Origin of the sequence: Micromonospora coxensis (assembly GCF_900090295.1) — a bacterium.
Taxonomy (GTDB): Bacteria; Actinomycetota; Actinomycetes; order Mycobacteriales; family Micromonosporaceae; genus Micromonospora; species Micromonospora coxensis.
Genome location: NZ_LT607753.1, coordinates 406,254 through 430,075, shown reverse-complemented (window position 1 = coordinate 430,075; position 23,822 = coordinate 406,254). Strand labels below are relative to the sequence as shown.

20 protein-coding genes are annotated in these 23,822 nt (G+C 71.4%); 7 read left to right on the top strand and 13 right to left on the bottom strand.

Annotated elements, in window-relative coordinates:
- Nucleotides 1-255: 255 nt before the first annotated feature.
- Nucleotides 256-2,049 carry a glycoside hydrolase family 6 protein gene (locus GA0070614_RS02040; protein ID WP_088974388.1) on the top strand — a complete coding sequence of 598 codons (1,794 nt, stop codon included), beginning with the start codon at nt 256-258 and terminating at the stop codon, nt 2,047-2,049.
- Between the two features lie 105 nt (nt 2,050-2,154).
- Here GA0070614_RS02040 and GA0070614_RS02035 read toward each other — a convergent pair whose 3' ends face one another.
- From GA0070614_RS02035 to GA0070614_RS02000, 8 genes are all read right to left on the bottom strand, one after another.
- Nucleotides 2,155-2,619, bottom strand: a complete 465-nt coding sequence (locus GA0070614_RS02035) for a hypothetical protein (RefSeq protein WP_088974387.1) — start codon at nt 2,617-2,619, stop codon at nt 2,155-2,157.
- An 11-nt stretch (nt 2,620-2,630) separates the two neighbouring features.
- Nucleotides 2,631-3,866, bottom strand: coding sequence for an ABC transporter permease (locus tag GA0070614_RS02030; RefSeq protein ID WP_088974386.1), 1,236 nt, complete (start codon nt 3,864-3,866; stop codon nt 2,631-2,633).
- Nucleotides 3,863-4,606 carry an ABC transporter ATP-binding protein gene (locus tag GA0070614_RS02025; RefSeq protein ID WP_088974385.1) on the bottom strand — a complete coding sequence of 248 codons (744 nt, stop codon included), beginning with the start codon at nt 4,604-4,606 and terminating at the stop codon, nt 3,863-3,865. The genes GA0070614_RS02030 and GA0070614_RS02025 overlap by 4 nt, the downstream gene beginning before the upstream one ends.
- The gene (locus tag GA0070614_RS02020) at nt 4,603-5,772 is read right to left on the bottom strand and encodes an efflux RND transporter periplasmic adaptor subunit (RefSeq protein ID WP_088974384.1); all 1,170 of its coding nucleotides are present in this window, start codon (nt 5,770-5,772) and stop codon (nt 4,603-4,605) included. The genes GA0070614_RS02025 and GA0070614_RS02020 overlap by 4 nt, the downstream gene beginning before the upstream one ends.
- Before the next feature lie 74 nt (nt 5,773-5,846).
- Nucleotides 5,847-6,947 carry an alpha/beta hydrolase family protein gene (locus tag GA0070614_RS02015; RefSeq protein WP_157744869.1) on the bottom strand — a complete coding sequence of 367 codons (1,101 nt, stop codon included), beginning with the start codon at nt 6,945-6,947 and terminating at the stop codon, nt 5,847-5,849.
- A 96-nt stretch (nt 6,948-7,043) separates the two neighbouring features.
- Complete coding sequence (locus GA0070614_RS02010) at nt 7,044-8,615, bottom strand: sensor histidine kinase (RefSeq protein ID WP_088974382.1); 1,572 nt, start codon at nt 8,613-8,615, stop codon at nt 7,044-7,046.
- Nucleotides 8,616-8,617: 2 nt separating this feature from the next.
- Nucleotides 8,618-9,328, bottom strand: coding sequence for a response regulator transcription factor (locus GA0070614_RS02005; protein ID WP_408630724.1), 711 nt, complete (start codon nt 9,326-9,328; stop codon nt 8,618-8,620).
- 67 nt (nt 9,329-9,395) lie between these two features.
- Nucleotides 9,396-10,739 carry an efflux RND transporter periplasmic adaptor subunit gene (locus tag GA0070614_RS02000; protein WP_088974380.1) on the bottom strand — a complete coding sequence of 448 codons (1,344 nt, stop codon included), beginning with the start codon at nt 10,737-10,739 and terminating at the stop codon, nt 9,396-9,398.
- A gap of 210 nt (nt 10,740-10,949) precedes the next feature.
- Between GA0070614_RS02000 and GA0070614_RS01995 the strand changes: the two genes are divergently transcribed.
- The 3 genes from GA0070614_RS01995 (at nt 10,950) to GA0070614_RS01985 (ending at nt 14,825) form a co-directional block, all read left to right on the top strand.
- Nucleotides 10,950-11,318 (top strand): hypothetical protein, encoded by a 369-nt coding sequence (locus GA0070614_RS01995; protein ID WP_088974379.1) that lies wholly within the window; start codon nt 10,950-10,952, stop codon nt 11,316-11,318.
- Nucleotides 11,319-11,537: 219 nt separating this feature from the next.
- Nucleotides 11,538-12,689 (top strand): carbohydrate-binding protein, encoded by a 1,152-nt coding sequence (locus GA0070614_RS01990; protein ID WP_231933473.1) that lies wholly within the window; start codon nt 11,538-11,540, stop codon nt 12,687-12,689.
- A gap of 141 nt (nt 12,690-12,830) precedes the next feature.
- Complete coding sequence (locus tag GA0070614_RS01985; RefSeq protein ID WP_157744868.1) at nt 12,831-14,825, top strand: glycoside hydrolase family protein; 1,995 nt, start codon at nt 12,831-12,833, stop codon at nt 14,823-14,825.
- A gap of 46 nt (nt 14,826-14,871) precedes the next feature.
- Here GA0070614_RS01985 and GA0070614_RS01980 read toward each other — a convergent pair whose 3' ends face one another.
- On the bottom strand, nt 14,872-15,390 hold the full coding sequence (locus GA0070614_RS01980; protein ID WP_157744867.1) for an RNA polymerase sigma factor: 519 nt from the start codon (nt 15,388-15,390) through the stop codon (nt 14,872-14,874).
- Between the two features lie 177 nt (nt 15,391-15,567).
- Between GA0070614_RS01980 and GA0070614_RS01975 the strand changes: the two genes are divergently transcribed.
- Nucleotides 15,568-16,347: a GerMN domain-containing protein gene (locus tag GA0070614_RS01975; RefSeq protein ID WP_157744866.1), complete on the top strand. Its 780-nt coding sequence runs from the start codon at nt 15,568-15,570 to the stop codon at nt 16,345-16,347.
- A 90-nt stretch (nt 16,348-16,437) separates the two neighbouring features.
- On the opposite strand, the gene GA0070614_RS01970 is transcribed toward GA0070614_RS01975, so the two are convergent.
- Nucleotides 16,438-16,737, bottom strand: coding sequence for a hypothetical protein (locus tag GA0070614_RS01970; RefSeq protein ID WP_157744865.1), 300 nt, complete (start codon nt 16,735-16,737; stop codon nt 16,438-16,440).
- Between the two features lie 52 nt (nt 16,738-16,789).
- Here GA0070614_RS01970 and GA0070614_RS01965 point away from each other — a divergent pair, with 52 nt between their 5' ends.
- On the top strand, nt 16,790-17,326 hold the full coding sequence (locus GA0070614_RS01965) for a hypothetical protein (protein WP_088974373.1): 537 nt from the start codon (nt 16,790-16,792) through the stop codon (nt 17,324-17,326).
- Nucleotides 17,327-17,432: 106 nt separating this feature from the next.
- On the opposite strand, the gene GA0070614_RS01960 is transcribed toward GA0070614_RS01965, so the two are convergent.
- Both GA0070614_RS01960 and GA0070614_RS01955 read right to left on the bottom strand, forming a co-directional pair.
- Entirely contained in the window at nt 17,433-18,710 is a 1,278-nt protein-coding gene (locus GA0070614_RS01960) for a hypothetical protein (protein ID WP_157744864.1), read from the bottom strand.
- A gap of 178 nt (nt 18,711-18,888) precedes the next feature.
- Complete coding sequence (locus GA0070614_RS01955) at nt 18,889-20,199, bottom strand: hypothetical protein (RefSeq protein WP_157744863.1); 1,311 nt, start codon at nt 20,197-20,199, stop codon at nt 18,889-18,891.
- A 397-nt stretch (nt 20,200-20,596) separates the two neighbouring features.
- Here GA0070614_RS01955 and GA0070614_RS01950 point away from each other — a divergent pair, with 397 nt between their 5' ends.
- Nucleotides 20,597-22,057, top strand: coding sequence for a family 43 glycosylhydrolase (locus tag GA0070614_RS01950; RefSeq protein ID WP_157744862.1), 1,461 nt, complete (start codon nt 20,597-20,599; stop codon nt 22,055-22,057).
- A 214-nt stretch (nt 22,058-22,271) separates the two neighbouring features.
- On the opposite strand, the gene GA0070614_RS01945 is transcribed toward GA0070614_RS01950, so the two are convergent.
- The gene (locus tag GA0070614_RS01945; RefSeq protein WP_088974369.1) at nt 22,272-23,507 is read right to left on the bottom strand and encodes a S8 family peptidase; all 1,236 of its coding nucleotides are present in this window, start codon (nt 23,505-23,507) and stop codon (nt 22,272-22,274) included.
- Nucleotides 23,508-23,822: the final 315 nt, after the last annotated feature.

Sequence of the window (23,822 nt, the reverse complement as noted above, 5' to 3'; positions counted from 1 at the left end):
GGAAGCGCTCCCAGTTATGGTTGGTCTACCGCCGGATCACACCCAGCGTGTCGGCGGGACGGTCGAGGGCACCCGGTTCGCCGGGCGACCGTTCCGCCGGCCTGGACCGTCGTGTCCAAAGCGCATCGCCGCCCGTCCGGGCCGGGCACCCCCGAATACACCTGATGGCATCGGTAGGCCGTTCGCAGTCGACGCCCGCCGGGCCGTCCAGCCGGGCCGTTCGCGGACCCGGTCTCGCCCAAGGAGATCTGTGGCATGAATCTGTGGAGAAACCTGTCCGGCAGGCGCCGGGCGGTCGCACTCGCCGGTGCGAGCGCCCTGGTGGCCGGCGGGCTGGTGACCATTCCGGTCACCGCGGCGCAGGCCGCGACCCAGTGCAGCGTCGACTACACCACCAACGACTGGCCGGGCGGCTTCACCGCCAACATCACCATCAAGAACCTCGGTGACCCGGTCAGCTCGTGGAACCTCGGCTTCACCTTCCCCAACGGCAGTCAGCGTGTGCAGCAGGGCTGGGCGGCGAAGTTCACGCAGTCCGGCCAGAACGTCACCGCGACCAACGAGTCCTGGAACGGCTCGCTCGGCAGCGGCGCCAGCACCAGCATCGGGTTCAACGGCGCGTGGAGCGGCAGCAACCCGAAGCCGACCTCGTTCACCCTGAACGGCGTGGTCTGCAACGGCGGCACCCCCACCCCGTCGCCGAGCAACCCGACGCCGACGCCCAGCAACCCGACGCCGACGCCAACGGACCCCACTCCGTCGCCGACCGGCCCCACGACCCCGCCGGGACCGAAGGTCGACAACCCGTACCTCAACGCCAAGGGGTACGTGAACCCGGAGTGGAAGGCCAAGGCCGAGTCCGTCGCGGGCGGCAACCGGGTGTCGAACAACCCGACCGCCGTGTGGATCGACCGGATCGCCGCCATCAACGGCACCCCGGACAGCAGCTCCAACGGCGCGATGGGCGTGCGGGACCACCTCGATGAGGCGCTGCGCCAAGGCGCGAAGTACATCCAGTTCGTCATCTACAACCTGCCCGGCCGCGACTGCGCGGCGCTCGCCTCCAACGGCGAGCTGGGCCCGAACGAGCTGCCCAAGTACAAGTCCGACTACATCGACCCGATCGCCGCGATCCAGGGCGACGCGAAGTACAAGGACCTGCGGATCATCAACATCATCGAGATCGACTCGCTGCCGAACCTGCACACCAACACCGGTGGCAGCCCCGGCGCCACCGCCATGTGCGACACGGTCAAGGCCAACGGCGCGTACATCAACGGTGTCGGCTACGCCCTGGCCAAGCTGGGCGCGATCGGCAACGTCTACAACTACGTCGACGCCGCGCACCACGGCTGGATCGGCTGGGACAGCAACTTCAGCCCGGTGGCCGGGATCATCAAGGAGGCCGCCACCGCGTCCGGCAGCACGGTGAACCACGTGCACGGCTTCATCGTCAACACCGCGAACTACTCGGCGCTGAAGGAGCCGTACTTCAAGGTCACCGACACGGTGAACGGGCAGATGGTCCGGCAGTCCAAGTGGGTCGACTGGAACTTCTACGTCGACGAGCTGTCGTTCGCCCAGGCGTTCCGCAACGAGCTGGTCTCCAAGGGATTCCCGAACAGCATCGGTATGCTGATCGACACCTCCCGCAACGGTTGGGGCGGCACCGCCCGGCCCACCGGCCCCGGCCCGATGACCGACGTGAACGCCTACGTCGACGGTAGCCGTATCGACCGGCGGATCCACGCCGGCAACTGGTGCAACCAGGCCGGTGCGGGTCTGGGTGAGCGGCCGAAGGCCGCGCCGGAGCCCGGCATCGACGCCTACGTCTGGGTCAAGCCCCCGGGTGAGTCGGACGGCTCCAGCAAGGAGATCCCGAACAACGAGGGCAAGGGCTTCGACCGGATGTGCGACCCCACCTACGGTGGGAACGCCCGCAACGGCTACAGCAGGACCGGTTCCCTGGACAACGCCCCGATCTCGGGCGCCTGGTTCCCGGCGCAGTTCGCCCAGCTGATGCAGAACGCCTACCCGCCGCTCTCCTGACCAGGCGGACGGCCGACCCGCCGCGGCAGAAGTGAGGCATAGCCGCGGCAGGTTCCCACCAGGCCCCTGGTTCGACCGGTCACCGGACGAACCAGGGGCCTGCCTCTACTCCTGTCGGGTGATCGTGGCGGCGGCGATCTCACTGCCCTGCAGGTTCCCGGTCACCAGGACGGTGTCGCCGGTCTGGAGGTTCTTGAGCGCACCGGGCAGCCGGACCTGCGTGCGGTCGTCCGTCTGCACGGTGACCACCTCGCCGGACTCGCGCCGGATCTTCATGACGGATCCGTCGATGTCGGTGACGGTACCGGTGGTGGCCGGGGTGGCGGTGGCGGCCGGGGGAGCGGCGCCACCGCCACGGGCACCGCCACCGCGGGCCCCACCGGCGGGTCCGTCGACCGCCGCCCCGCGCCCTGCCGGTGCGGCTGCGGGGTCCGGTCCGAACGTCTGCTGCGCCTGCGCCCCGCCGGCGAAGCCGCCGACGAGCAGCAACGCTGCCGCGAGCCACGGGGTGGCCCTGTTCCGCCAGGGGCGGGGCCCGGCGGCGAGAGCGGTGTCCAGATCGGTCGTCACGTCTTCACCTGTCATTCGTAGCGGAGTGCGTCGATGGGGCGCAGGCCGGCGGCGCGGCTGGCGGGGACGCTGCCGAAGAACAGGCCGATCGCGACGGAGACGCCGAGGGCCAGTGCGACGGAGCTGGGCACGATCACCGGTTGCACGCCGACGATGGTGAATCGGCTGCCGATGAGTGCGGCGGCCACGCCCAGGCCGCCACCGAGGACACTGAGCATGGTCGCCTCGGCGAGGAACTGGGTGAGGATGGTGCGCCGGGGCGCGCCGAGGGCCTTGCGGATGCCGATCTCCCGGGTTCGCTCGGTGACCGTCACCAGCATGATGTTGGTGATGCCGATGCCGCCGACGAGCAGGCTGATGCCGGCGACGGCGCCGAGCAGGACGGTGAAGGTCTGTGCGGTCTCGGTGCGGGTGGCGAGGAGTTGGGCGGCGTTCTGGATCCGGTACGGCGCGGCACCCACCCCCGCACCACCACCACGGCCGGTGGCGGTGGTGCCGGCCGGCAGCTTGAGGCGCTGGTTGAGGATCTGGGTGACCTGCTGCTGGGCGGCGTTCACGCGCTCCGGGCCGGTGGCCTCGACGAGGATGGAGGTGACCGGGCCGTACCCGGTGAGGGTCTGCTGCACGGCGGTGAGCGGGGCGACGGCGACGTCGTTGGGGTCGGAGAAGCCGGACGCCGAACTCTTCTCGGCGAGGACGCCGACGACGGTGAACAGGGCGCCGCCGACGGTGACCTGCTGGCCGACCGGGTCGGTGTCGGCGAACAGTTCGGTGGCCACGGTCCGGCCGAGAACCACCACCCGCCGACCCTGGGCCACGTCCTGGTCCGTGAAGGCGGCGCCGGCGGCGACTGGGCTGTTCGACGAGCCGAAGTAGGTCGGGTGGGTGCCGAGGAACTGCGCCACCGGGTGCTCCGTCCCGGCGTGGGTCATCGTCGGGGCGGTGTTGACCACCGGTGAGACCGCCCGGACGTCGGGGGCGAGTGCCGGGTCGTGCAGGGACTGCGCGATGTCGACCGTGAGTGCCGACGGCGTCGTGCCGCCGCGGGCGGTGCTGGACACGGTGATGGTGTTGGTGCCCAGCGCCTCGATGCTGCGGTTGACGGCCTGGGCGGAGCCGTTGCCGACGGCGACCAGCAGGATGACCGCGGCGACGCCGATGAGGATGCCGAGCATGGTCAGCGCCGAGCGCAACTTGTTGGCGGCGACGCCGCGGCCGGCGAAGCGGAGGATCTCCAGCAGGCTCACCGGGCACCGTCCTGTCGTACGTCGGTTCTGATCCGCCCGTCGAAGAGGGTGACCAGCCGACGAGCGCGGGCGGCGACCTCCGTCTCGTGGGTGATCATGACGATGGTGCGGCCGGCGGTGTGCAGCTGGTCGAGGATGGCCAGCACCTCCTCGGTGGAGCGGCTGTCGAGGTTTCCGGTGGGTTCGTCGGCGAGGATCAGCGCGGGCTCGGTGACCAGGGCGCGAGCGACGGCGACGCGTTGCTGCTGCCCGCCGGAGAGCTGGTTCGGCTCGTGGTCGGCCCGGCCGGCGAGGCCCACCATGTCCAGGGCCGCGAGAGCCCGCCGGCGTCGCTCGGCCGGCTTGACGCCGGCGTACGCCAGGGGCAGCTCGACGTTGGCCACGGCCGAGGTGCGGGGGATGAGGTTGAACGACTGGAAGACGAACCCGATCCGGCGGTTGCGGACCAGTGCCAGCCGGGCGTCGTCGAGTCGGCTGACATCGACCCCGTCCAGCCGGTAGCTGCCGGCGCTGGGTACGTCCAGGCAGCCGAGGATGTTCATCAGGGTGGACTTGCCGGATCCCGAGGAGCCCATGATGGCCACGTAGTCGCCGGCCTCGACGGTGAGGGACACTCCGCGCAACGCGTGCACGGTCGCCTCGCCCTGCCCGTACACCTTGGTCAGGTCACGGACGTCGAGCACCGGACGGGTCCGGGCCTCGGCGGTGCGGTGGGAGTCGCCGACCAGGTAGAGCGTCATCGGTTTCCCCGCCCGCCGCCACCGGTCAGGCCGCCGCCCGCCGGCCCACCCCGACCACCGCCACCGGTGCTCGTGTCGGCGCCGCCGGTGCTGGGCAGTACGACCCGGTCGCCTTCGGTCAACCCGGAGGTGATCTCGACGAGTTGGTCGCCGCGCAGGCCCACCTGGACCGGGCGGACGACCGGGGCGCCGTTGTCCAGGACGGTCACGGTGTGCCGGTTGCCGGCGCTGGTGACCGCGAGAGCTGATACCGCGACGACGTTCTCGGCCGTGTCGAGGGTGACGGTGACCTGCACGCTCTGGCCGGGCCGAGCGGCGTCGGGACGGTCCTTCAGGCTCAGGGTCACGCCGTAGGTCACCACGTCGTTGGCGGTGGTGGCGTTCGGGTCGATCGCGGCGAGCGTCGCCGCCGCGGTGGTGCCGGGCAGTGCGTTCCAACTGACCGTGGCGGGCATGCCCGCCTTGAGCCGGGTCGCGTCGGCCTCGGGAACCGCGGCACTGACCTCCAGCCGGGTCAGATCGGCGATCTGCACGAGTCCCTCGCCTGCCGAACCGGATGCGGTACTGCCGGCCCCGGAGGCGCCGCCCCCGGTCGCACCGCCGGTGGCCGCGCCGCCCGCCGAGGTGCCGGAGTCCCCGACGCTGCCGTTGACGGCCACCACGGTGCCCGCGATCGGCGCGGTCAGGGTGGCCCCGTCGACCTTCTCCCGCGCTTCGGCGACCTTCAACTCCGCCTGGGTCACCGCCGCCTGTGACTGGGTGTTCGAATCGCCTGCCCCTGCCGCCCGGTCCGCCGCATCCCGCGCCGCGTCCAGGTCGGCCTCGGCCGCCGCGAGTTCCCGCTTCGCGGCCGAGGCGTCGACCCGGGCCAGCACCTGGCCCTTCTTCACCGAGTCGCCGACGGCGACCGTGATCTCCGTGATCGACCCGGCGGTGGCGAAGGTCGCGGTCGCGGTCACCGCGCTGCGCACCGATCCGGGTACGGACACCGCAGACGTCACCGTCGCCCGGCTCACCGGCACCGTCCGGGCCGCTCCGGCAGCCGCCGTCTCCGGTCCGGTGAACGCGGTGTACGCCCAGCCGCCCGCGAGCAGCACCGACACGGCGAGGCCGGTGTTGACGAGCAGGGACGGGCCGCGGGCAGGGATAAGTCGTCGCACACGCATGTCCGACAGCCTGGGGGTGGCGGCTCGGAGCGCACCCGGCGCAACCTCGGAGCCGGCTGAGAGTCGGACGGCGGTCAGCTGTCGGCGAGGAAGTCCTCGATCCGGCGCCAGATGTCGTCACTGTTGTCGTCCTGCATCATCAGGTGCGTGTTGCCCCGGACGCCCTCGTCGGGCAGGTACACCAGTCGGGCCGGGTGGCCGGCGGCGTCGACGAGACCGACGGTGCTCCGGCAGGCGTCGAGCCGCCCGGTCTGCCGACGGTCGGCGATCCGGTCGCCGTAGACCGCGATCGTCGGCGCGGCGGGCACCTGGTCGGCGCCGGTGGGGCAGCCGACGGGTTCGACGGCCACCACCGCCACGACCTGCTCCGGGTGCTGGTCGGCCACCGCGAACGCGGCCGAACCGGCCGCCGAGTGGGCGAGCAGGATCGCCGGGCCGGTCCGCTCCAGCAGGGCGAGCAGCGCCTGTTCCTGCGCCGACGCTCCCGGTCCCCGGCCGCCGCCGTCGGCGGTACCGGTGGCGGTGGCCGACGGCGCGGGGGTGGGCTGCCGTGCGGTCGCGCCACCGCGCGCACCCGCCGCTGCGGCACCGGCCTGCCAGTACGGTGGCAGCGCGGCGAGGAACTGGTCGATGTCCTGCACCGGGAACCGGGTGTCCGGATACGGCTGCCCGGGCGACGCCCCGAAACCCCACCGTGGCCAGATCTCCTCCTCGCTCCACACCGACATCGTCGGTTGGCTCTCCGGTGGGGCCTCGCCGGCGGCCACCGCGTTGAACGGCCGCACGTCGAAGCCGGAGACGGCCAGGGACGGCTCGTCCAGCACGTACACGGGATGGCCGGCGCGGGCCGCCTGCTGTGCCCAACCCTCCCTGCCATCGGGCGTGGTCAGGAAGATCGACGAGCTGAGCCCGAGCCCCGGCATCATGATCACCGGCGGCTCGTCCGCCGCGGCGGGGACGAGCTGGTGGACCATCGCCTGCCCGGTCCAGGTGGTCGACGTCCGGTCGCCGGTGTCGTCGGTGACCTGCTGCCCACCGACGAAGAAGTAGCCGCTCGCCGTCACCGTCAACCCGTCGTCGCGGGCGTCGGCGACCCAGCGGGGCACCAGGAACGCCCCGGTCAGGACCGCCAGGACCGTCGCCGTCGCCGCCATGGTCCGTGTTCTCGTACGCATGCTGTCTCCCGTTCGGTTGCCGTACCGGGAGTGAACGGGGCCAGGCTCGGAGCGGGCTCCGGGTCCGCTGGACGTTTCCGGACAACCGCCGGTGGGTCAGCTGTGCATGGTGCGCAGCAGGTCGACCAGTTCGTCGCAGTCGGCGTCGGGCGCCGAGGGCAGCAGGACCCGGAAGGTGGCCCCCCGGCCGGGCGCGGTGAGCAGTTCGACCCGGCCCTGGTGCCCCCGCACGAGGGCCGCCACGATCGACAGGCCGAGACCGGATCCGCCGCTGCCGCGGGTCCGGCTCGGATCGGCGCGGTAGAGCCGCTCGAAGACCCGTACGGCCTGGTCGGCGGCCAGGCCCGGCCCGTCGTCGGTCACCTCCAGCAGCGCGACCGGCGTTGCGGCGGGCAGCGGGTCTCCCACGGCCGTGACGGGCGGCGGCCCTGCCGGCGAACGGCGCAGCCGCCCGGCGCGGACCGTCACGCCGGCCTGTGGCGGCGTGTGCTGCAGGGCGTTGCTGAGCAGGTTGGCGGCAACCTGGCGCAGCCGGTGCTCGTCACCGGTGACCATGACCGGTTCGAACCCGTCGTTGTCGTCGAGGGCGGCCAGGCGGATCCGGCGCTGCGGTGCGCGGGCGTGCGCGTCGCGGACGCTGTCGGCGGCGACGGCCAGCAGGTCGACCGGTTGGCGTCGCAGGGGGCGTTCGTGGTCGAGTTGGGCGAGCAGCAGGAGGTCCTCGACGAGCAGACCCATCCGGGCGGCTTCGGCCTCGATCCGCGCCATCGTCTCGTCCAGCTCCGGCCCCGGTGGCGTTCCGCCACGCCGGTAGAGCTCGGCGAACCCGCGGATGGAGGTCAGCGGCGTGCGCAGCTCGTGCGAGGCGTCGGCGATGAACTGCCGCAGCCGCCGCTCCGACTCGCGGCGGGCGGCGACCTCGGTGGAGATCCGGTCCAGCATCAGGTTGAGCGCCCCACCGAGCCGGCCCGGCTCGGTGTGCGGATCGGCGTCGGGCACCCGGCGGGACAGGTTACCCCCGGTGATCTGCGCCGTGGTCTGCTCCATCCGGGTCAGCGGCCGAAGGCCGAGCCGGACCACCATCGCGGCGAGCGACGCCAGCAGCATCAGGACGACCACGATCACGACCACGTCGATCAGCAGCAGCAGGTCGGTGGTCTCCTCGACCTCACGCAGCGACACCGCCAGCACCGCGATGCCCCGGTCGTCGCCGCGCTCGACCACCAGCACCCGCCAGGCGGCTGTGCCGTCGGTGGCCTCGACGGTGTACGGGCGGGTGCCGGTGGCACGGGCGACCAGCCGGTCGTACGGCTCGAGCACCGGCACCGTGGTCGACTCGTCGGAGCGCCGGACGTCCTCCAGGCTGCCGTCCGGACCGTACAGCAGCACCACCTGCTCCGGGCCGAGCCGCGCGCGCGGCAGTACCCGGGTGCGCTCGCGCGGGTCGTAGGGCGGGACGGTGTCCCGGGTGAACGGCCGGCTGACCGCGGTGAGCTGGTCGTCGATCCGGTCGGTGAGGGTCCGGCGCAGCAGCACCAGCCCGGCCGCGTTCGCCACCACCAGCGCGAACGCGGTCAGCGCCGCCACGACCACGACCAGCCGGGCCCGCAGCGTCCACCGCCCCCAGTTGCGCAGTCGCCGCACGCGGACGGCGCGACGGCGTCCCACCGTCACCCACCCCCGGTGCGAGGCACCCGCAGCGTGTAGCCGACACCCCGCACGGTGTGGACCAGCGGTGGGGCCTGCACGTCGATCTTCTTGCGCAGATAGTAGATGTACGACTCGACGATCCGTCCGTCGCCGCCGAAGTCGTAGTTCCACACCCGGTCGAGGATCTGCGCCTTGCTGACCACCCGGCCGGCGTTGACCATCAGGTAACGCAGCAGGTTGAACTCGGTCGGCGACAACTCGACGACCCGGCCGCCACGGCGGACCTCGTGAGCGTCCTCGTCCAGTTCGAGGTCGGCGTAGCGCAGCACGCCGTCCTGCGCCGGCGCGTCGTCGGCACGGCTGCGGCGCAGGATCGCCCGGATCCGCAGCACCACCTCCTCCAGGCTGAACGGCTTGGTCACGTAATCGTCCGCCCCGACGGTCAGCCCGGAGATGCGGTCCTCCACCGCGCCCCGCGCGGTGAGGAACAGCACCGGCACCCCGGCCCCCGAGCCGCGCAGCCGCCGGGCGACCTGGAAGCCGTCGAGGTCGGGCAGCATCACGTCGAGCACCACCAGGTCCGGATCGAACTCCTCGGCCAGGGCCAACGCCTCATGGCCGCCGCCGGCCACCCGGACGTCGAACTCGACCAGCCGCAGCGTCGCCGACAGCAGGGCACGGATGTTCTCCTCGTCGTCGACGACGAGCACACGGGTACGGCGTTCAGACACAATTGCCAGGTCTATCCGTCAAACCTCGGAGCGAGCTGGGAGCGACCTGTCCCGGAGCTGAGCGAGGTCATCCGGCGGCGAGGATCAGGTCACCCTCGGCGAGACCGGACCTGATCTCCACGAACTGGTCCCCCCGTACGCCGACGACGACAGCGCGTGGTTCGGCCGCCCCGGCGAGCAGCACGGTGCCCGACCCGTCGGGCCGTACCTCGACCGCGGCGGCCGGGACCCGCAGCACGTCCGCGACGGTGGCGATCCGGATCCGCACGGCGGCACTCTGCCCGACGAGCAGATCGTCGGGAGCGTCGTCCAGCGCGAGCCGGACCCCGAACCGGACCACCTGACCGTCGCTGGTGCCCACCGGGTCCACCTGGACCACGTCGGCGTTCAGTTCGGTGTCGGGCCGTCCGGCCGGGGTCACCGTGGCGGTCTGACCCACCGAGATCTGCCCGGCGTCGGCCTCCGGGAAGGTCGCCGTGACCTGCATCCCGTCGACGACCGCCAGTTCGATGAAACGGGCACCCGCGGACACCCGGGCTCCCACCGGCCCGGCCACCGACAGCACCCGGCCGGCGACCGGCGCGGTGATGGTCGTACCTGCCAGCCGGTCCTCCGCCTCGGCCAGGGCGAGCTGTGCGGCGGTCACCTGCTGGTGCGCCCGCAGCAGCGGGTCGGCTCCGGCGGTGTCTCCGCCCGGCCCGGAACCACCCGCGGCGGCGGGGCAGTCTCGCGGACCTGCCGGCGCCGACGTCGTCGCCGGCCCCTTCCCGGCTCGGTCCGGTGATGGTGGCGTCGACGGGACCGACGTCCTGGTGGGCTGCGGAGCGGCCGACGAGGTCGGTGGCATCGACGGCGGATCGGGATCGGGTTGCGGCGTGGGTGACCGGGCAGCCGAAGGAGTCGCCCGGGCGGTGTTCACCTCTCGGGCGGCCAGGGCGACACCCGCGGCCGCATCCGTCCGGGCGGCAGCAGCGGGCGACGCGCCGCACACCGCGTCGCCGGGCTCGCCGTCCTCCGCCGCCGAGTCGGTGAGCGCGGCCTGCGCGTCGGTCAGCGCCTGCTCCGCGCGCGCGACCTCGGCGCGCGCCTCCTCGTCGTCGACCACCGCGAGCGTCTGTCCGACGGTGACGTCGTCACCCGGACGGACCCGGACCTCGGTCACGGCGCCGGCGGCGGCGAACGCCAGCCCTCGGCTCGTCGCCGGGCGTACGGAACCGGTCGCGGCGACCGCCGAGGTCACCTCTCCCCGATCCACCCGTACGGTGGCCGCCGGTGCACCGGTTCCGTCGGCGCCGCCGGAGAACGCGGCCGCCCCGGCCACGACGGTGACCGCGACCAGTGTGGCGGTGGCGGCGACGGCGGGTACCGGCCGGCGCCGGACCGCCCGCCACACGTGCAGGTGGATGCCCATGGCAGCCGATCCTCGGCGCACTTCCTGACAGTGGACTCGGCCGTACCTCGGAGTTACCTCACAGCCCGGTACTCCGAGGCGACTCCCAGGCCCGTCGGAGCGACGCCGGAGGTTGGTCGTCTCTGCTGACCCCGTCGCGCGGGCGTGGGCCCGCACACGAGACTCGAGGAGAGCCACATGCCCCGCATTCATCGGCGAGTTGCCCTGACCGTGGCGGTCGGCACCGCACTGCTCGCCATCGCGACCGGCTGCGGCGGCGAGCCGGCGGCCGAACAGTCGCAGCCGACCGAGCCGGCCTCCGGCGGGCTGGCCGCGTACGCGGCGTGCCTGCGCGAGCAGGGCATCGACGTACCCGAGGAGTTGCCCTCGGCCCGTCCCGGCCGTAGCGGGCAGGCGGACCGGACCGCCCGACCGACGACCCGGCCCACTGCCCGGCCCTCCGGGCAGCCGGGCGACGGGAACCGCCAGGGCGGGCAGGATCCGCTACGGCCGGCCGGCATCGACGACGCCACCTGGGACCGCGCCCAGCAGGCGTGCGAGGGCTCCCGTCCGCAGGGCGGCCGACGCGGGAACGGCTGACCCTGGGCGGGTGCCGGACGCAGGACCTGTGACAGCGGCGAAACCTTCGTCCGCGTACCGGGGTGTCTGTCTGTGAGCCGCCCGGCCGGGGCCGACAGCACCCGGCCCTGGCCGGGCGGTGATTACTCCCTCGTACTGGAAGGACCTCTGATGTCACGGATCTCCCGTCCTGGCCTCGCGGCTGCGGCCTGTGCTCTCGGGCTCGGTGCCGTTGTCGCGTTGACCGGGCAGCCTGCGCAGGCTGCGCCGCCGGCTCTCGATTTCGGTTGTGAGCGGATCGCCTGGAGTTCGGACGGTAACTACCACGATCGTGACGACATCGGCGCGTCGGCGATGGCGTTGGCGTTGCTCGCCGAGCGGGGGCAGCAGTCGCGGTTGGTGCACTGGGACTACAACTCGCACCTGGGCAGCTCGACGGCGAGTTGGGAGCGGGACATGGTCACCGCCACCGAGGGTGTCGGCGGGCGGTTCGGCTACGACGTGGCCGGGATCTTCCGCAACAGCCAGACGAATCTCAACGCGGCGGTGACCCATCTGCGTTCGGCGGTCGACGCCTCCACCGCCACCAACCAGCTCTGCCTGGTCGGTGCCGGCCCGATGGGGGTGGTGTACCGGGCGTTGCAGGGCTCGAACAGCGCGGCGCGTCAGCATGTCACGCTGATCTCGCACTCGGACTGGAACAACAATCACGACGACGACGACAACCGGTGGAACCTCGCCGACATCCGTCGGGACTTCCCGCAGGTGAAGTACAAGAGGATCCCGGATCAGAACGCCGGTCTGGGCACCGGTGGCGGCGAGGCGAAGTGGTCCTGGATGGCCGACAACTCCGACCAGCGGCTGCGCTACGTGCACAACGTCGTCAACAACATCATGAACAAGAAGGGTGACGTCTCCGACGCCGGAATGATGTACTACCTGATCACCGGCGACGACTCCGGCAACGCCAACAAGCTGCGCACCTTCCTCACCGCGCCCGGCGGTGGAACGTCGCCGCAGACCGTGCAGGGTGAGTCGTTCACGTCGAACTCGGGGGTGCAGGTGGCCTTCCACGCCCCGGCGCAGGGCGGCGCCACGGCGGGTTATGTGAACGACGGTGACTGGGCCGGCTACGCCCAGGTGTCTACGGCCGGCCGGACGCAGTTCTCCGCCCGGGTGGCCTCCGGCACCTCGGGCGGCACCATCGAGGTGCGTTCCGGCTCGCCCACGGGCGAGCTGCTCGGCTCGGTCGACGTGCCCGCCACCGGCGGCTGGACGACCTACCGGACCGTCTCGACGTCGCTGTCGGGCACCGGAACCGGGCCGCTGCACCTGGTCTTCACCGGCGGCGCCGGCTTCCTCCTCGATGTCGACAGCTTCACCGTGAGCTGACCTCGCCGGTCCCGTCGCTCGCGCCGGTGGTGGGTGCCGTTCACCCACCACCGGCGCGACCTGTTCGCGGGCACGTCCACCGCCCCACGACGGTCGTGCAGTTTCCCGGCGACGGGGTGAAACGGCAGGGACGGGTGCGGAGTGTTCCTGGCTGGATCTGTTTCACCCCGCCCCGGACCGGTCAGCCGAGGAGTACGAATGTCACGCAGTTCGCGACGAACAGCAGGAGCTATCGCGGCCGCCGCGGTCGCCGTGGGAATGGCGCTGGCCGGGGTGGCGACGGTGCACGCCGCCGACGACGTCGCGGCACCGGTGGAGTTGACCGACCGCTGCGGCTTCGCCGCCGGTGACCAGTGGCGTCCCGTCCCGCTCGACATCGGCGACCACGATCTCGCCGGGCGGGCGCCCGACGACGATGTCAGCGGTGTTCGGGTCGCCGCGGGGTTCCGGGTGTCGGTCTTCGACCGAAGCGACTCCGCCGACCCGCTGGTGGTGCTGACCAAGGACGAGGACTTCTGCGGCAGCCCGCTCAACGACCGCGCCAGCCGGATACTGATCGAGCGGATCGACGCATCGGCCGGCGGCGTCACGCCCAGCGCAGCCGCTTCGCCATCGCGGCCGGCCGTCCCGTCCGCGCCGGCCCCGGCCGGGCCCGCTCCGGAGCCGCCGTCCTCGGCGGTATCGGCCCGTACCGTGCAGTTCGCGCCGGACACGGTCGTCGGACCGTCCTCGACCCACTACCGCGTCTCGGTGCGTACCGCGGACCAGACGGTACGCCCGAAGGTGTACCAGATCGACGGATCACGGTTCACCGGCGACGACGGCAAGACCGTACAGCTGGCGAAGTGGCCGCCGACGCCCTCCGGGGCGCTACGGACGGTGTCCTTCACCGGCTACGCCCAAGGCGCGACCGACACGACCGAGGTGTCGGTCAGCCTCACCGACGGCCGGACCTTCCCCTCCCTGGCCGGCGTCGACATCCGTCCGCACCGTTACGGCATCCGGCCGACGGCCCTGTCCGCCGATCGCAAGACGGTGACGTTCCCGGTGACCGGCGGCAACAGGTGGATCAGCGTGCATTTCGGCGGGGACACCGGCTCGGACCTGCACTCGATGCACGTCAACGTGGACCTGACCACCGACTTCGAGGTCGCCAGGAACGCCCCGAACGTCGTCTACTTCGGTCCGGGCGAACACCGGATCGGCGGCGACCCGGCCGGCCGGGGCATCCTCAGGTTGGCCACCCTGCCGGGCAAGGACACCGTCTACCTCGACCGGGGCGCCTACGTCTACGGCAAGATCGACCTCGCCGGGGTGACCGGCGGCCGGGTGGTCGGGCACGGTGTGCTCGCCGGTGACGGTTTCCGCTACGCGGCCCGCAAGTCGAACCCCGCGGACGACGCGGCGATGATCTGGGCCGGCTTCGGCAAGGCCGCCGAAGCCAAGGCGGTCTCCGGCCCGACCCTGGTCAACGCCTCCCACTTCAACATCGTCACCGCCGCCGACTGGGAGATCTCCGGCGTGAAGATCTTCGGCTGGAGCGGCAACAACGACGGCATCCACCTGCGCGAGGGCACCCGGGTCCGCGACTGCTTCGTCCGGGCCGGCGACGACAGCCTGCGCACGATGAGCAGCAACACGCTCGTGGAGAACTGCGTGGTGTGGCAGCACGCCAACGGTGGGGTGGCCATCTCCGGATGGAAGATCCCCACCGGAGCCGCCACGGCCAACACCTGGCGCCGCATCGACGTCGTCCGGGCGGAATGGCGTGCCGACCGGCCCGCTCTCGGCGCGGCCGTCGTCTGGCGCTACGCCGAGAATCACGCCATCAGCGGCCTGCGCTTCGAAGACGTCCGTATCGACCACGGGGTACCCCAGGCTCTGCACGTGATGTTCACCGACTCCGCCACCGGCACCATCGGCGACATCACCATCGCCGGGCTGCGCGTCGACGGGCCGGTCACCGGCCGCAACACGATCTCCGCACGCCCCGGCACCCGCATCGCCGGGGTGACGATCAGCGGCCTCGTCATCGACGGCAGGCGGGTCACCGCCACCAACGCCGGCACCGTCGGAAAGCTCAGCGTCAGCGGTGCCGTCAGCGGCGTCACCATCGACGGCCAGCCGTTGCGGTGAGCGCGGGGTGGGGTGCGGCGGTGACACCGCACCCCACCCGCTGCGCTCAGGGGCGAAGGTGGGCGAGGAGTTCGCTGGTCCCGGTCGACTCGTCTACCCGCAGCGCCGCGTGCAACTGCTGGCGGCCCCGTCGCAGCCACGTCTTGACGGTGTTCTCCGGAACACCCAGCTCGGTAGCCACGTCCCGCACGGGGAGGTCGACGACATAGTGCAGCACCAGTGCCTGCCGGTGCCGTACCGGCACCGCCCGCAGCGCCTCGGTGACGGCGACACCGTCGGTGCCGTCGTCGTCGTGGGACCGATCGGCACCGAGGCGCAGCAGGGCGGCCGCGCCGCGCAGCGCCCTACGGCGCCGGGAGAACGCGAGGTTGAAGGCGACCCGCCGGACCCACGCCTCCGGCGCCTCGTAGCCGCTGATCTTCGCCCACCGGGGCAGAGCACGGGAGAACGCCTCCTGAGCAAGCTCCTCAGCGTCGTGACGGTTACCGGTCAGCACGAACAGCTGACCCACCAGCCGACGGTACGTGGCCAGGTAGAACTCGGTGAAATCCCGATCTGTCGACATCGGACCTCTCGACACCTGCCGCAACGTGCGCATCCCCGAGTCGGCGCTAACCGTGCGGCGACCATCCGACCTGGACGCTGCCGTACTCATCCGCTTAAATAACGATCGCACGGTATGTGATTAATGCGGCAGCGTCAAACGGTCGAGTGGCGACGGCTTCGCCCAGAGGGGACGACGGTGACTGACGGAATTCCGGACGGCGAGGCGATGCGCGATGCGCTGCGCCGGATGGCCGGGACTGCCGCCGACACCGCACGTCCACCGGACCTGGGCGACCTGAGCCACCGCGCACGCCGTCGCCGCGTTCGCTCCGTCGCCGCGGCCGGCCTGGTCGCCGCGGCGATGGTGGCCGTTCCCGTTGGCGTGGGCGTGACGGCCGCACCGACGCGCGAGCCGCGGCTCGCCGCTCCCGCACCGACGGCCCCCGCCGCGCAGGCGCCGGTGCCCTCGCCGTCCGGTCCGGCGGATGTCCCACCTACCGCGACGGCGAGCGCCCGGACGACGGAGACCGGCGGTCCGATACAACCGGCGACCGAGCCGACCATCGGCACCCGTCAGGTGAAGCTGTTCCTGCTCCGTGAGCAGGCCGGCCAGCGCTGCCCGCAGATCGTCGCGGTGACCCGGGAGGTCCCGGCCCGCAGCGTCGCCAGAGAGGCCCTGCGGGCGCTGCTCGACGGCCCCACGCCCGCCGATCGCGCGGCGGGCCTGACCAGCGCCTTCGACGGTGACGCCCACCGCTTCCGCTACCTGAAGCTGGACGGGACGAACGCGCGGGCGGACTTCACCGATCTCGACGGCATCCTGGCCCCGGACGACAGCTGCGAGAAGACCAAGCTGCTGGAACCGATGCGCCGCACCCTGGAACAGTTCGGCTGGATCACGCAGGCACGGTTCTCCGTCCGCGGCGACCAGCGAGCCTTCTACGTCGGCATACTCCACGATCAGGTTCCCGACTGACGACCCGCTCGGCCCCCTCCCGCGTGGACGAGACGTGAAACCTGGCGCGGGCGTGCGGAGTGCCATCTGTGTGAACCTTCAACGCCAGAATCAGAACCGGCCGCCCAGCCCCGTCAGCAGGGCCGACGTCGCGTGGACCGTCCGACGGCGATCGCGGGTCGCCGCGCTGATGGTGATCGCCGCCCTCGGCGGGGCGAGCGGCGGGTGCGAACCGGGCGACACCCGGGTCACCGTGGCCCCGTCCACGAAGCCCCCGGCCACCGCGGCGAACCCGATCACGTCAGCCTCGGTCAGCGTCCCGAGCGCCTCGCCCACGCAGCGCACCAGCAGCGCCTCGGCCTCCAACGCGCCGAGCAGACCCGATTCCGCCGCGACGACAAAGGCGCCCACGACCCCACTGGGGCCGGTCACCAGCAAGAACACTCCCCAGGGGCGGCTGTACATGGTCTCCGGGCTGTCACAGTTCGAGGCCAACCACGCGTACCGGTACATCGCGATCGTCACCGGCACAGAGCCGGGCGTCAACGGCCACCCCGGGCTCAGCGCCACGCAGAAGGACGCCCTGCGCACCCACCTCAGCTCCATCGTGGCCACGGTCTCCACCGACCACGGCGGCAGAGGCCTGCTGCCGGGTGACGGCGCGATCAGCTACTTCGAGATGTACACCGCGATGGCACTCGGCTCGACGCTCTACCGCCCGTTCTTCGCGGCCGAGGCGCACATCGACGACGAGTACGGCCGCAACTGGAGCGAGAACCTCCGAAAGTTGGTCGTCGCAGCCGGTGGCATCTCGGCCGACATCGTGACGATGATGCTCGATCGGGTAGCCAACGGTCAGAAGATCGCACGTGGACACAACGGCGCCATCGAGACCTTCGGCGGGCTCGGCAAGGAGTACCAGCCGCACCGCCTGCGCAACGACAAGGCCTTCTCACGTAGTGCCGGCCGTCTGCAGGACGTCATCAACACACTGAAGTGAAGACGGGCCCCGCCCGGCCGACGGTTCCTCGTCGGCCGGGCGGTTGGCCGGATGCAGCTCGTCGACCGGCCGGGCCGGCGCGTCCAACCGGCCCGGCCCGTGCGGCTCACTTCGCGGCGGCGCGCAGGTCGTCGAAGATCGCGGGTGCCTGGGCGCAGACCCGGTCGTACGCCTTGTCGAAGTTGGCGTCGCCCTTGCCGCTGGTGTCGTAGTCGGCGATCCCGCCGTGCAGGAAGACCAGGAAGGTGATCGAGTCGGAGAAGTCGGGCGTGATGCCGGCGTACTTGGCGTTCAGGTGGACGCCCAGGCCCTTCTTCGGGATGGTCACGTTAGCGTCGCACGCGCCGCGGGCGGTGTTGATGAACTTCTGCCCGGCGGCACCGAGCTCGATCAGCTTGATCTTGTTCTTGCCGGCCAACTCGTGTACGTACTCGCAGGCGGAACGGTCGGGCCCGCAGTTCGGGTCGATCGGGAAGCCCGGACTGGTGACCGTCCAGTGACTGACGATGGAGAGCTTCGCGAGGTCCTGCGGGGCGTTGTGCTCCAGCCAGCAGGCCGCGCCGGCGGACTCGGTCATCGGCCCCCAGTTGAGCACGGTCAGGCCGCCGGCACGCACGGCCTCGATCAGTGCCTTGACGGTGGCCGGTGGGTTCTTCACCCACGGGTTGGACGCGGTGCAGGTGGTGAAGCCGCCCTGGAGACCGCAGGTCGAGGACAGTGCCAGGTTCTTCAGGTACGCCCCGTAGGCGTTCCGCGCGTGCGTCATCGCCCCGGCGCAGTCGGTGATCCGCTGCTCACCGCCGACCACGACCGAGGCCAGCGAGAACTTCGAGGCGTACACGCTCAGGGCCGCCAGGGCCGAGATGTCGTCGGCGTCGGTCTCGCCGCCCGGCTCGCTCATGTCGGAGGTCACCCACAGCTTCGGCTTGCTCGGGTCTGTGGGAGCCGGCGTGGTGGGAGGAGCCGGGGGCCTGCGGCCGTCCTGGTCGACGGTGAACGTGACGCTGCGGCTGGCCGTGGTGGATCCCCTGCTGGCGACAGCGGTCAGGGTGTACGTCCCCTCGGACACCGTCCGGCTGTCCCATCCGAAGGGCGACCCGTCGTTGTCGCCACCGAAGAAGTACGGTGCGACGCGTTCGGTCCGGGTGAGGTCCGCCGCGCCGTCGAGGTGGAACACCACGCTGTCGGGCCGGCCGTCGACCTTCGCCTCTATCGCCACCCTTCCGCTGACTACCCCGCCCGCGGGGACTCCCGTCAGCCCCGTGACCTGGAGGGTCTCGTCGGCGGAGGCCTGCGGTCCCAGTATCCAGATGCCCGCCACCATCGCGGTCGCCGCCGCGGCGAAACCTGCTGCGGTTGTCCATCGCTTGCTGCTCGTCGCCATGCCTGTCACTCCTGCCCATGCTTGTGTCGATGCCCGCCGCGGTCACGGAAGGCAGTCACGAACGAGATCTCCCGTCCAGCCGCATGCGCCGTACGCGTCGGACTGCGGAGGGCGGGGACGGTGGTGTTACCCGGGTGCGGAGCCGGGCGACGTCCCGGCTCCGCACCCTGGGATGCCGTCACTTGCAGCCGGTGACGACAACCTTGTTGCCGGAGGTGTTGGCGCCCTGGAAGGTGTTGGCGGAGGTGCTGCGCACCACCGAGCAATCGCCGCCCTCGACCCGGATGGTCTTGTTCTTCACGCCGTCCCTGAACGCGTAGAGCGGCGCCTCGACCATGCCGGGGTTGACCTTGCGGGTGAATCCGTCACCGACGATCTTGATCGTCCGGGTGTCGGCCTTCGTGCCGCCGGCCCAGGAGAAGACGCCCAGGTTGTAGATGTCGGGTGAGTTGGAGATGACGGTCAACCCGTCCAGGATCGCGGTGCCCTGCCCGTAGTCGCCCCAGGCCATCTGGATCGGCGCGCCGTTGCGGTTGTGCACGATCGTGGTGTCCCGGATGGTGAGGTCGCCCGTGTAGAGCTTGGCGGAGTCGTCCCAGGTGTCGATGAAGGTGTTCTCGATCAGCGAGTTGTCGCCGCCGCTGAAGCCGTCGGAGTTGTTGCTGCCCAGGTCCCGGTTGTCGATGTAGCGCATGCCCGACATGACGACCTGCGCCTGCCTGGCCCACATGTGGTAGAAGCGCGGGTTGACCGAGGTGTAGTTGCGCAGGGTCAGCTTGATCTTCGCTTCGGTGGTCACGCCGGCCCGGGCGTAGTCCTTGACGTGCGGGCCGTCGCCGGTCAACTGCGACGTCTGTTTGTCCCGGCCGTTGATCGTCAACGCCTTCGTGCGGTTGGCGGGGATGAAGAAGTTGCCCTTCAGGGTCACTCCCGCGCCGATCACGATCTCCGTCCAGGAGTCCGGTACGGACAGCTTGCCGATGGTCTTGTTCGCGGTGAACGTCGCCACCCCGTTGCTGACCGACGGGTTCGCCGTGCTCGCGAGGCCGCCGGTCGTCGGCGTCGGGGCCGGCGTCGGCGCCGGCTTGCCGGGCTGCTGGCCGACCGTGAACCGTACCGTCTGCTGGGAGGTGCCGCCGGGGCCGATCGCCCGCACTGCCAGCGTGTACGCGCCGTCCGGCGCGGTAGCCGCGTCCCAGCCCGGCACGATCGTGCCGTTGTTGCCCAGGAAGTACCAGGGCGCCTGCCGTTCGGTCCAGGTCACCGTGCGTGCCCCGGAGAGCGAGAACTCCACCCGGTCGACCGTGCCGCTGGTGCGCGCCTCGATCCGGGCCGTGCCGCTCAGCGTGGCGCCCTCGGTGACACCGGCGAGCTGCGTGATGCGCGGGGCGTCGTCGGCGGAGGCGCTCGGGACCACCGCCCACGCCCCACCACCCGCAGCCACCACCAGGCCGGCAATTGCCAGCTGACGCCAGGATCGTCGTGACATCGTCGTGTCTCCTCAGGACTCGTCCGGATTCCGCAGGTCGGCGGAAGCGCCGATCGACAAGGGACACCCCGCGTCCTCGGTCCAGGTTTCGTCGCAGAAACGTCGGATGCAGCGCTGCCGCGGCGAAGCCGTCCACCGTCACTCCTGCTGGGCGTCGCCCGCGGCCGGCGTGGACGGCACGGCACCGCTGCCGGACCTGCTCGATTCTGCGAGCGCAGCGGGACCCGACCCTGCGGGAGCGGGCGCGCGTCGTGTTACCGGGCCGGGCCACCAATGACGGGAAACTGCGCGCGATGAAACCGCCCGCGCGGTTGGAGAGTGTTCCCCCACTGTCAACAGCGACGCCGTGCCGGTTCATCGAGTCGGCGAGGCCAGTGGCCCCAGAAGGAGTTCCGTAGTGCCCAGTAGAAGGAGGCTGCTCGCCGCAGCCGTCGGCGCCGTCACCGTGTTCGGGATGGCGGTCGCCGGCATCACCTCCGCCAGCGCCGATCAGCAGCAGGCCCCCAAGACCAGCACCGCCGCCGCGGTCACCTCCGGCAACCCGATCGTGAAGAACATCAGAGGCGCCGATCCGGATGTCCACGTGTGGGACGGCAGGGTGTGGATGTACACCTCCCAGGACCGACCGCCGATCGACTCCTCGACGAACTACTCAGGGATGGACGGCTACCACGTCTTCTCCTCCACCGACATGGTCAACTGGACCGACCACGGCGAGATCCTGCACTCCCGAGACGTCAGCTGGGGTTCGCGCGGCTACATGTGGGCGCCGGGCGCGGCCCGCAAGGGCACGACGAACTACCTGTTCTACCCGCACAAGGACAAGAACGGGACCTGGCGGATCGGTGTGGCCACCGCGAACAGCCCGGCGGGGCCGTTCGCCGACAGCGGCCGCCACATCCCGGACATCTCCGGGATCGACCCGATGGTCCTGCAGGACGGCAGCAACTACTACCTGTACTGGAGCGGCTGGAAGAACGAAGGCGGGCACACCAAGCACATCCCGTATGTCGCCAAGCTCAAGAGCAACATGACCGAACTGGCGGAGAGCCCGAGAGCGGTCGACTACGGCGCGACGAACCACAAGGAGGGCATCTTCGTCTTCAAGAAGGGCACCACGTACTACTTCACCTACACCGACTGGCAGGGCGAGACCGATCAGGGCTTCTGGGCCACCGGCAGCTCACCGTACGGGCCGTTCGGCGGCGCGGGCCAGCTCAAGGGAGCGGTCGGACCGAAGCCGGCCGGGGCGCAGGACCACCACTCGATCATCCGGTACGCCGACAAGTGGTACTACTTCTACCACGTCGGCAACTACACCAACGCCGCCGGCGAGCCCGGTGCCGGATACCGCCGCAACGCCTCGGTGGACTACCTGCACTTCCGGACCGACGGCGGCCTGAAGAAGGTCGTGCACACCACGACGGGGGTGAACAAGGTGACCTCGCCGGACGGCGGCACCCCGCCAGGCGCCCCCGGCCGGATCCAGGCCGAGGACTTCACCTCGCAGACGGGCGGCGTCCGCATCGAGACCACCGCCGGCGCCGACGGGCGCAGCATCGGGTACCTCACCGACGGCTCCTCGGTCAGCTACGAGGTGGACATCACCGCCACCGGACGCCACCAGATGACCTTCCGCTACGCATCGGCGGCGGCAGGCGGCCGGATCGGCGTCGAGCAGGGCCAGACGCAGGTCGGTGCCACGACCGCCGCCGGCACCGGCGGCTGGACAGCCTGGCGTACCGTCACCGCCGACGTCGACCTCAAGGCCGGCACGAAGCAGCGCGTCACCCTCACCTTCGAGGGCGACGGCGGCTACCTGATCAACCTGGACCGGTTCGACATCGTCCGGCGCTGACGGCAACACGCACCGGGTGTTCCGCCCGGCCGGGACCCGGCCGGGCGGAACACCCCTGCTGCCCACCCAGGCGCAGTGAACAGCGCTCTGCGCGTCGCTGGGCACCCGGCCGTCCGTCGGGACGGTGGCCGTCGATCCGGCAGGCCAGCCGGGCACCGTTCATCGAGGACCGCAGCATGCGGGGTTCAGTACCTGCGGCGCGCGCCGAGGTGGATCACAGCGCGGGCGGTGCGTACAGGACCCGGTTCGGTGAGCCGGGTCCGGGGTCGGGGATGGTGCCGGCCGTGGCATTGGCCATCAGGTACGCGTGCACCTGTGCCGGCGTCCAGGAGGGATGTGCGCTGAGCACCCGGGCAGCGGTGCCGGCGACGTGCGGAGCGGCCTGCGAGGTACCGACCATGACCCGGGTCCAGGTGTCGCCGCCCGTGTAGGCCGACTTGACGGCGACCCCGGGGGCGAAGATGTCCAGACACGGACCGACGTTCGAGAACCAGGTACGGCTGTCGTCCTGCCAGGTGGCGCCGACGGTGATCGCCTCCGGGGTGGAGGCCGGCGATATCTGACACGCGTCGACAGCGGAATTGCCGGCCGCGATCGCGTAGCTCACCCCGTCGGCGATGGAGTTGGTCACGGCGTCGTTCTGGGCGTCGCTGCGGGAGCCGCCGAGGCTCATGTTCGCCACGGCCGGCTCGCCGGCCCGGTGGTCGGCGGTCACCCAGTCGATGCCGGCGATGACCTGGTCGATGGTGGCTCGACCCCGGCAGTCGAGGACGCGCACGCTCACCAGGCGCACCTTCTTGGCCACGCCGTACGTCCTGCCGCCGACGGTGCCGGCGACGTGCGTGCCGTGACCTTCGCAGTCGTCGGCCGGCAGTGATCCGTCGATGGCGTCGAAGCCGTCGACGGCACGGCCCTCGAACTCCACGTGGGTCTTCCGGATTCCGGTGTCGAGGATGTACGCGGTGACGCCCTGGCCCGAACTGGTGTAGTGGTAACGAGCGTCGAGCGGGGCGGCGGCCCGTTGGTCGATGCGGTCGAGGTTCCAGTGCGGGTCGACCTGCACGTCGGACGCGGTGACGACATGGTTCTGCTCGACGTATGCGACCGTGGGGTCTGCCGCGAGCTGCCGGGCGGCCCGATGCGACAGCCGTGCCTCGAAGCCGACGATCGCGGCGCTGTAGACGTGTCCGACGGCCGTGGCCCCGTACCGCGACGCCAGGCCGCTCGCGGCGCGCGTCGCCGCCGTGCGGGCGTCCGCGCGGTGGGCGACGGCGCGGTCCTTCAGCACCACGATGTAGCTGTCCGGTACGGCGGTGGTCCCTCCGGCGTACCGGATCTGGCCGGGTGCTGGCGCGGCGGTCGCCGGACTGCCGGCGGCAGCGGTGACCATGGTGACGGTGAGAAGGCCGGCAGCAGCCGCTCTCAGCCGTCGGGCGAAGGGTTGGCTCATGATCCGAGGTCCTTCCTGTGATGGTGGCCCTCCAGCGGCCGTGAGCCGCAGCAGGGTTCCCGCGGTCAGGAGGAGGCTTCCAGCTATATCGGCCTGCCTCAATCAGTCGGCTCGATGCCGGGTACCGCTCCACGCCGGTGACCGCCGCCCTCACACGTCGAATGAGCAGCGCAGACAATTCATGTGCGGGGGCGTCGTCCACCCCTTCGGCGGCAACCGGATCGGCGGCATCGATGAAACGGTTTCATCGGGCTGCGGCTGGACCGGGTCGTTGCCACGACAGGGAGATGCCGCGGACAGGGTCGGCGTTCGTCG

What these genes read in the sequence shown, in the direction of transcription:
- GA0070614_RS01960 (WP_157744864.1), bottom strand. Translation starts at nt 18,710, where the DNA reads ATGGCGACGAGCAGCAAGCGATGGACAACCGCAGCAGGTTTCGCCGCG.
- GA0070614_RS02040 (WP_088974388.1), top strand. Translation starts at nt 256, where the DNA reads ATGAATCTGTGGAGAAACCTGTCCGGCAGGCGCCGGGCGGTCGCACTC.
- GA0070614_RS01965 (WP_088974373.1), top strand. Translation starts at nt 16,790, where the DNA reads ATGGTCTCCGGGCTGTCACAGTTCGAGGCCAACCACGCGTACCGGTAC.
- GA0070614_RS01980 (WP_157744867.1), bottom strand. Translation starts at nt 15,390, where the DNA reads ATGTCGACAGATCGGGATTTCACCGAGTTCTACCTGGCCACGTACCGT.
- GA0070614_RS01955 (WP_157744863.1), bottom strand. Translation starts at nt 20,199, where the DNA reads ATGTCACGACGATCCTGGCGTCAGCTGGCAATTGCCGGCCTGGTGGTG.
- GA0070614_RS02015 (WP_157744869.1), bottom strand. Translation starts at nt 6,947, where the DNA reads ATGCGTACGAGAACACGGACCATGGCGGCGACGGCGACGGTCCTGGCG.
- GA0070614_RS02020 (WP_088974384.1), bottom strand. Translation starts at nt 5,772, where the DNA reads ATGCGTGTGCGACGACTTATCCCTGCCCGCGGCCCGTCCCTGCTCGTC.
- GA0070614_RS02000 (WP_088974380.1), bottom strand. Translation starts at nt 10,739, where the DNA reads ATGGGCATCCACCTGCACGTGTGGCGGGCGGTCCGGCGCCGGCCGGTA.
- GA0070614_RS01945 (WP_088974369.1), bottom strand. Translation starts at nt 23,507, where the DNA reads ATGAGCCAACCCTTCGCCCGACGGCTGAGAGCGGCTGCTGCCGGCCTT.
- GA0070614_RS02025 (WP_088974385.1), bottom strand. Translation starts at nt 4,606, where the DNA reads ATGACGCTCTACCTGGTCGGCGACTCCCACCGCACCGCCGAGGCCCGG.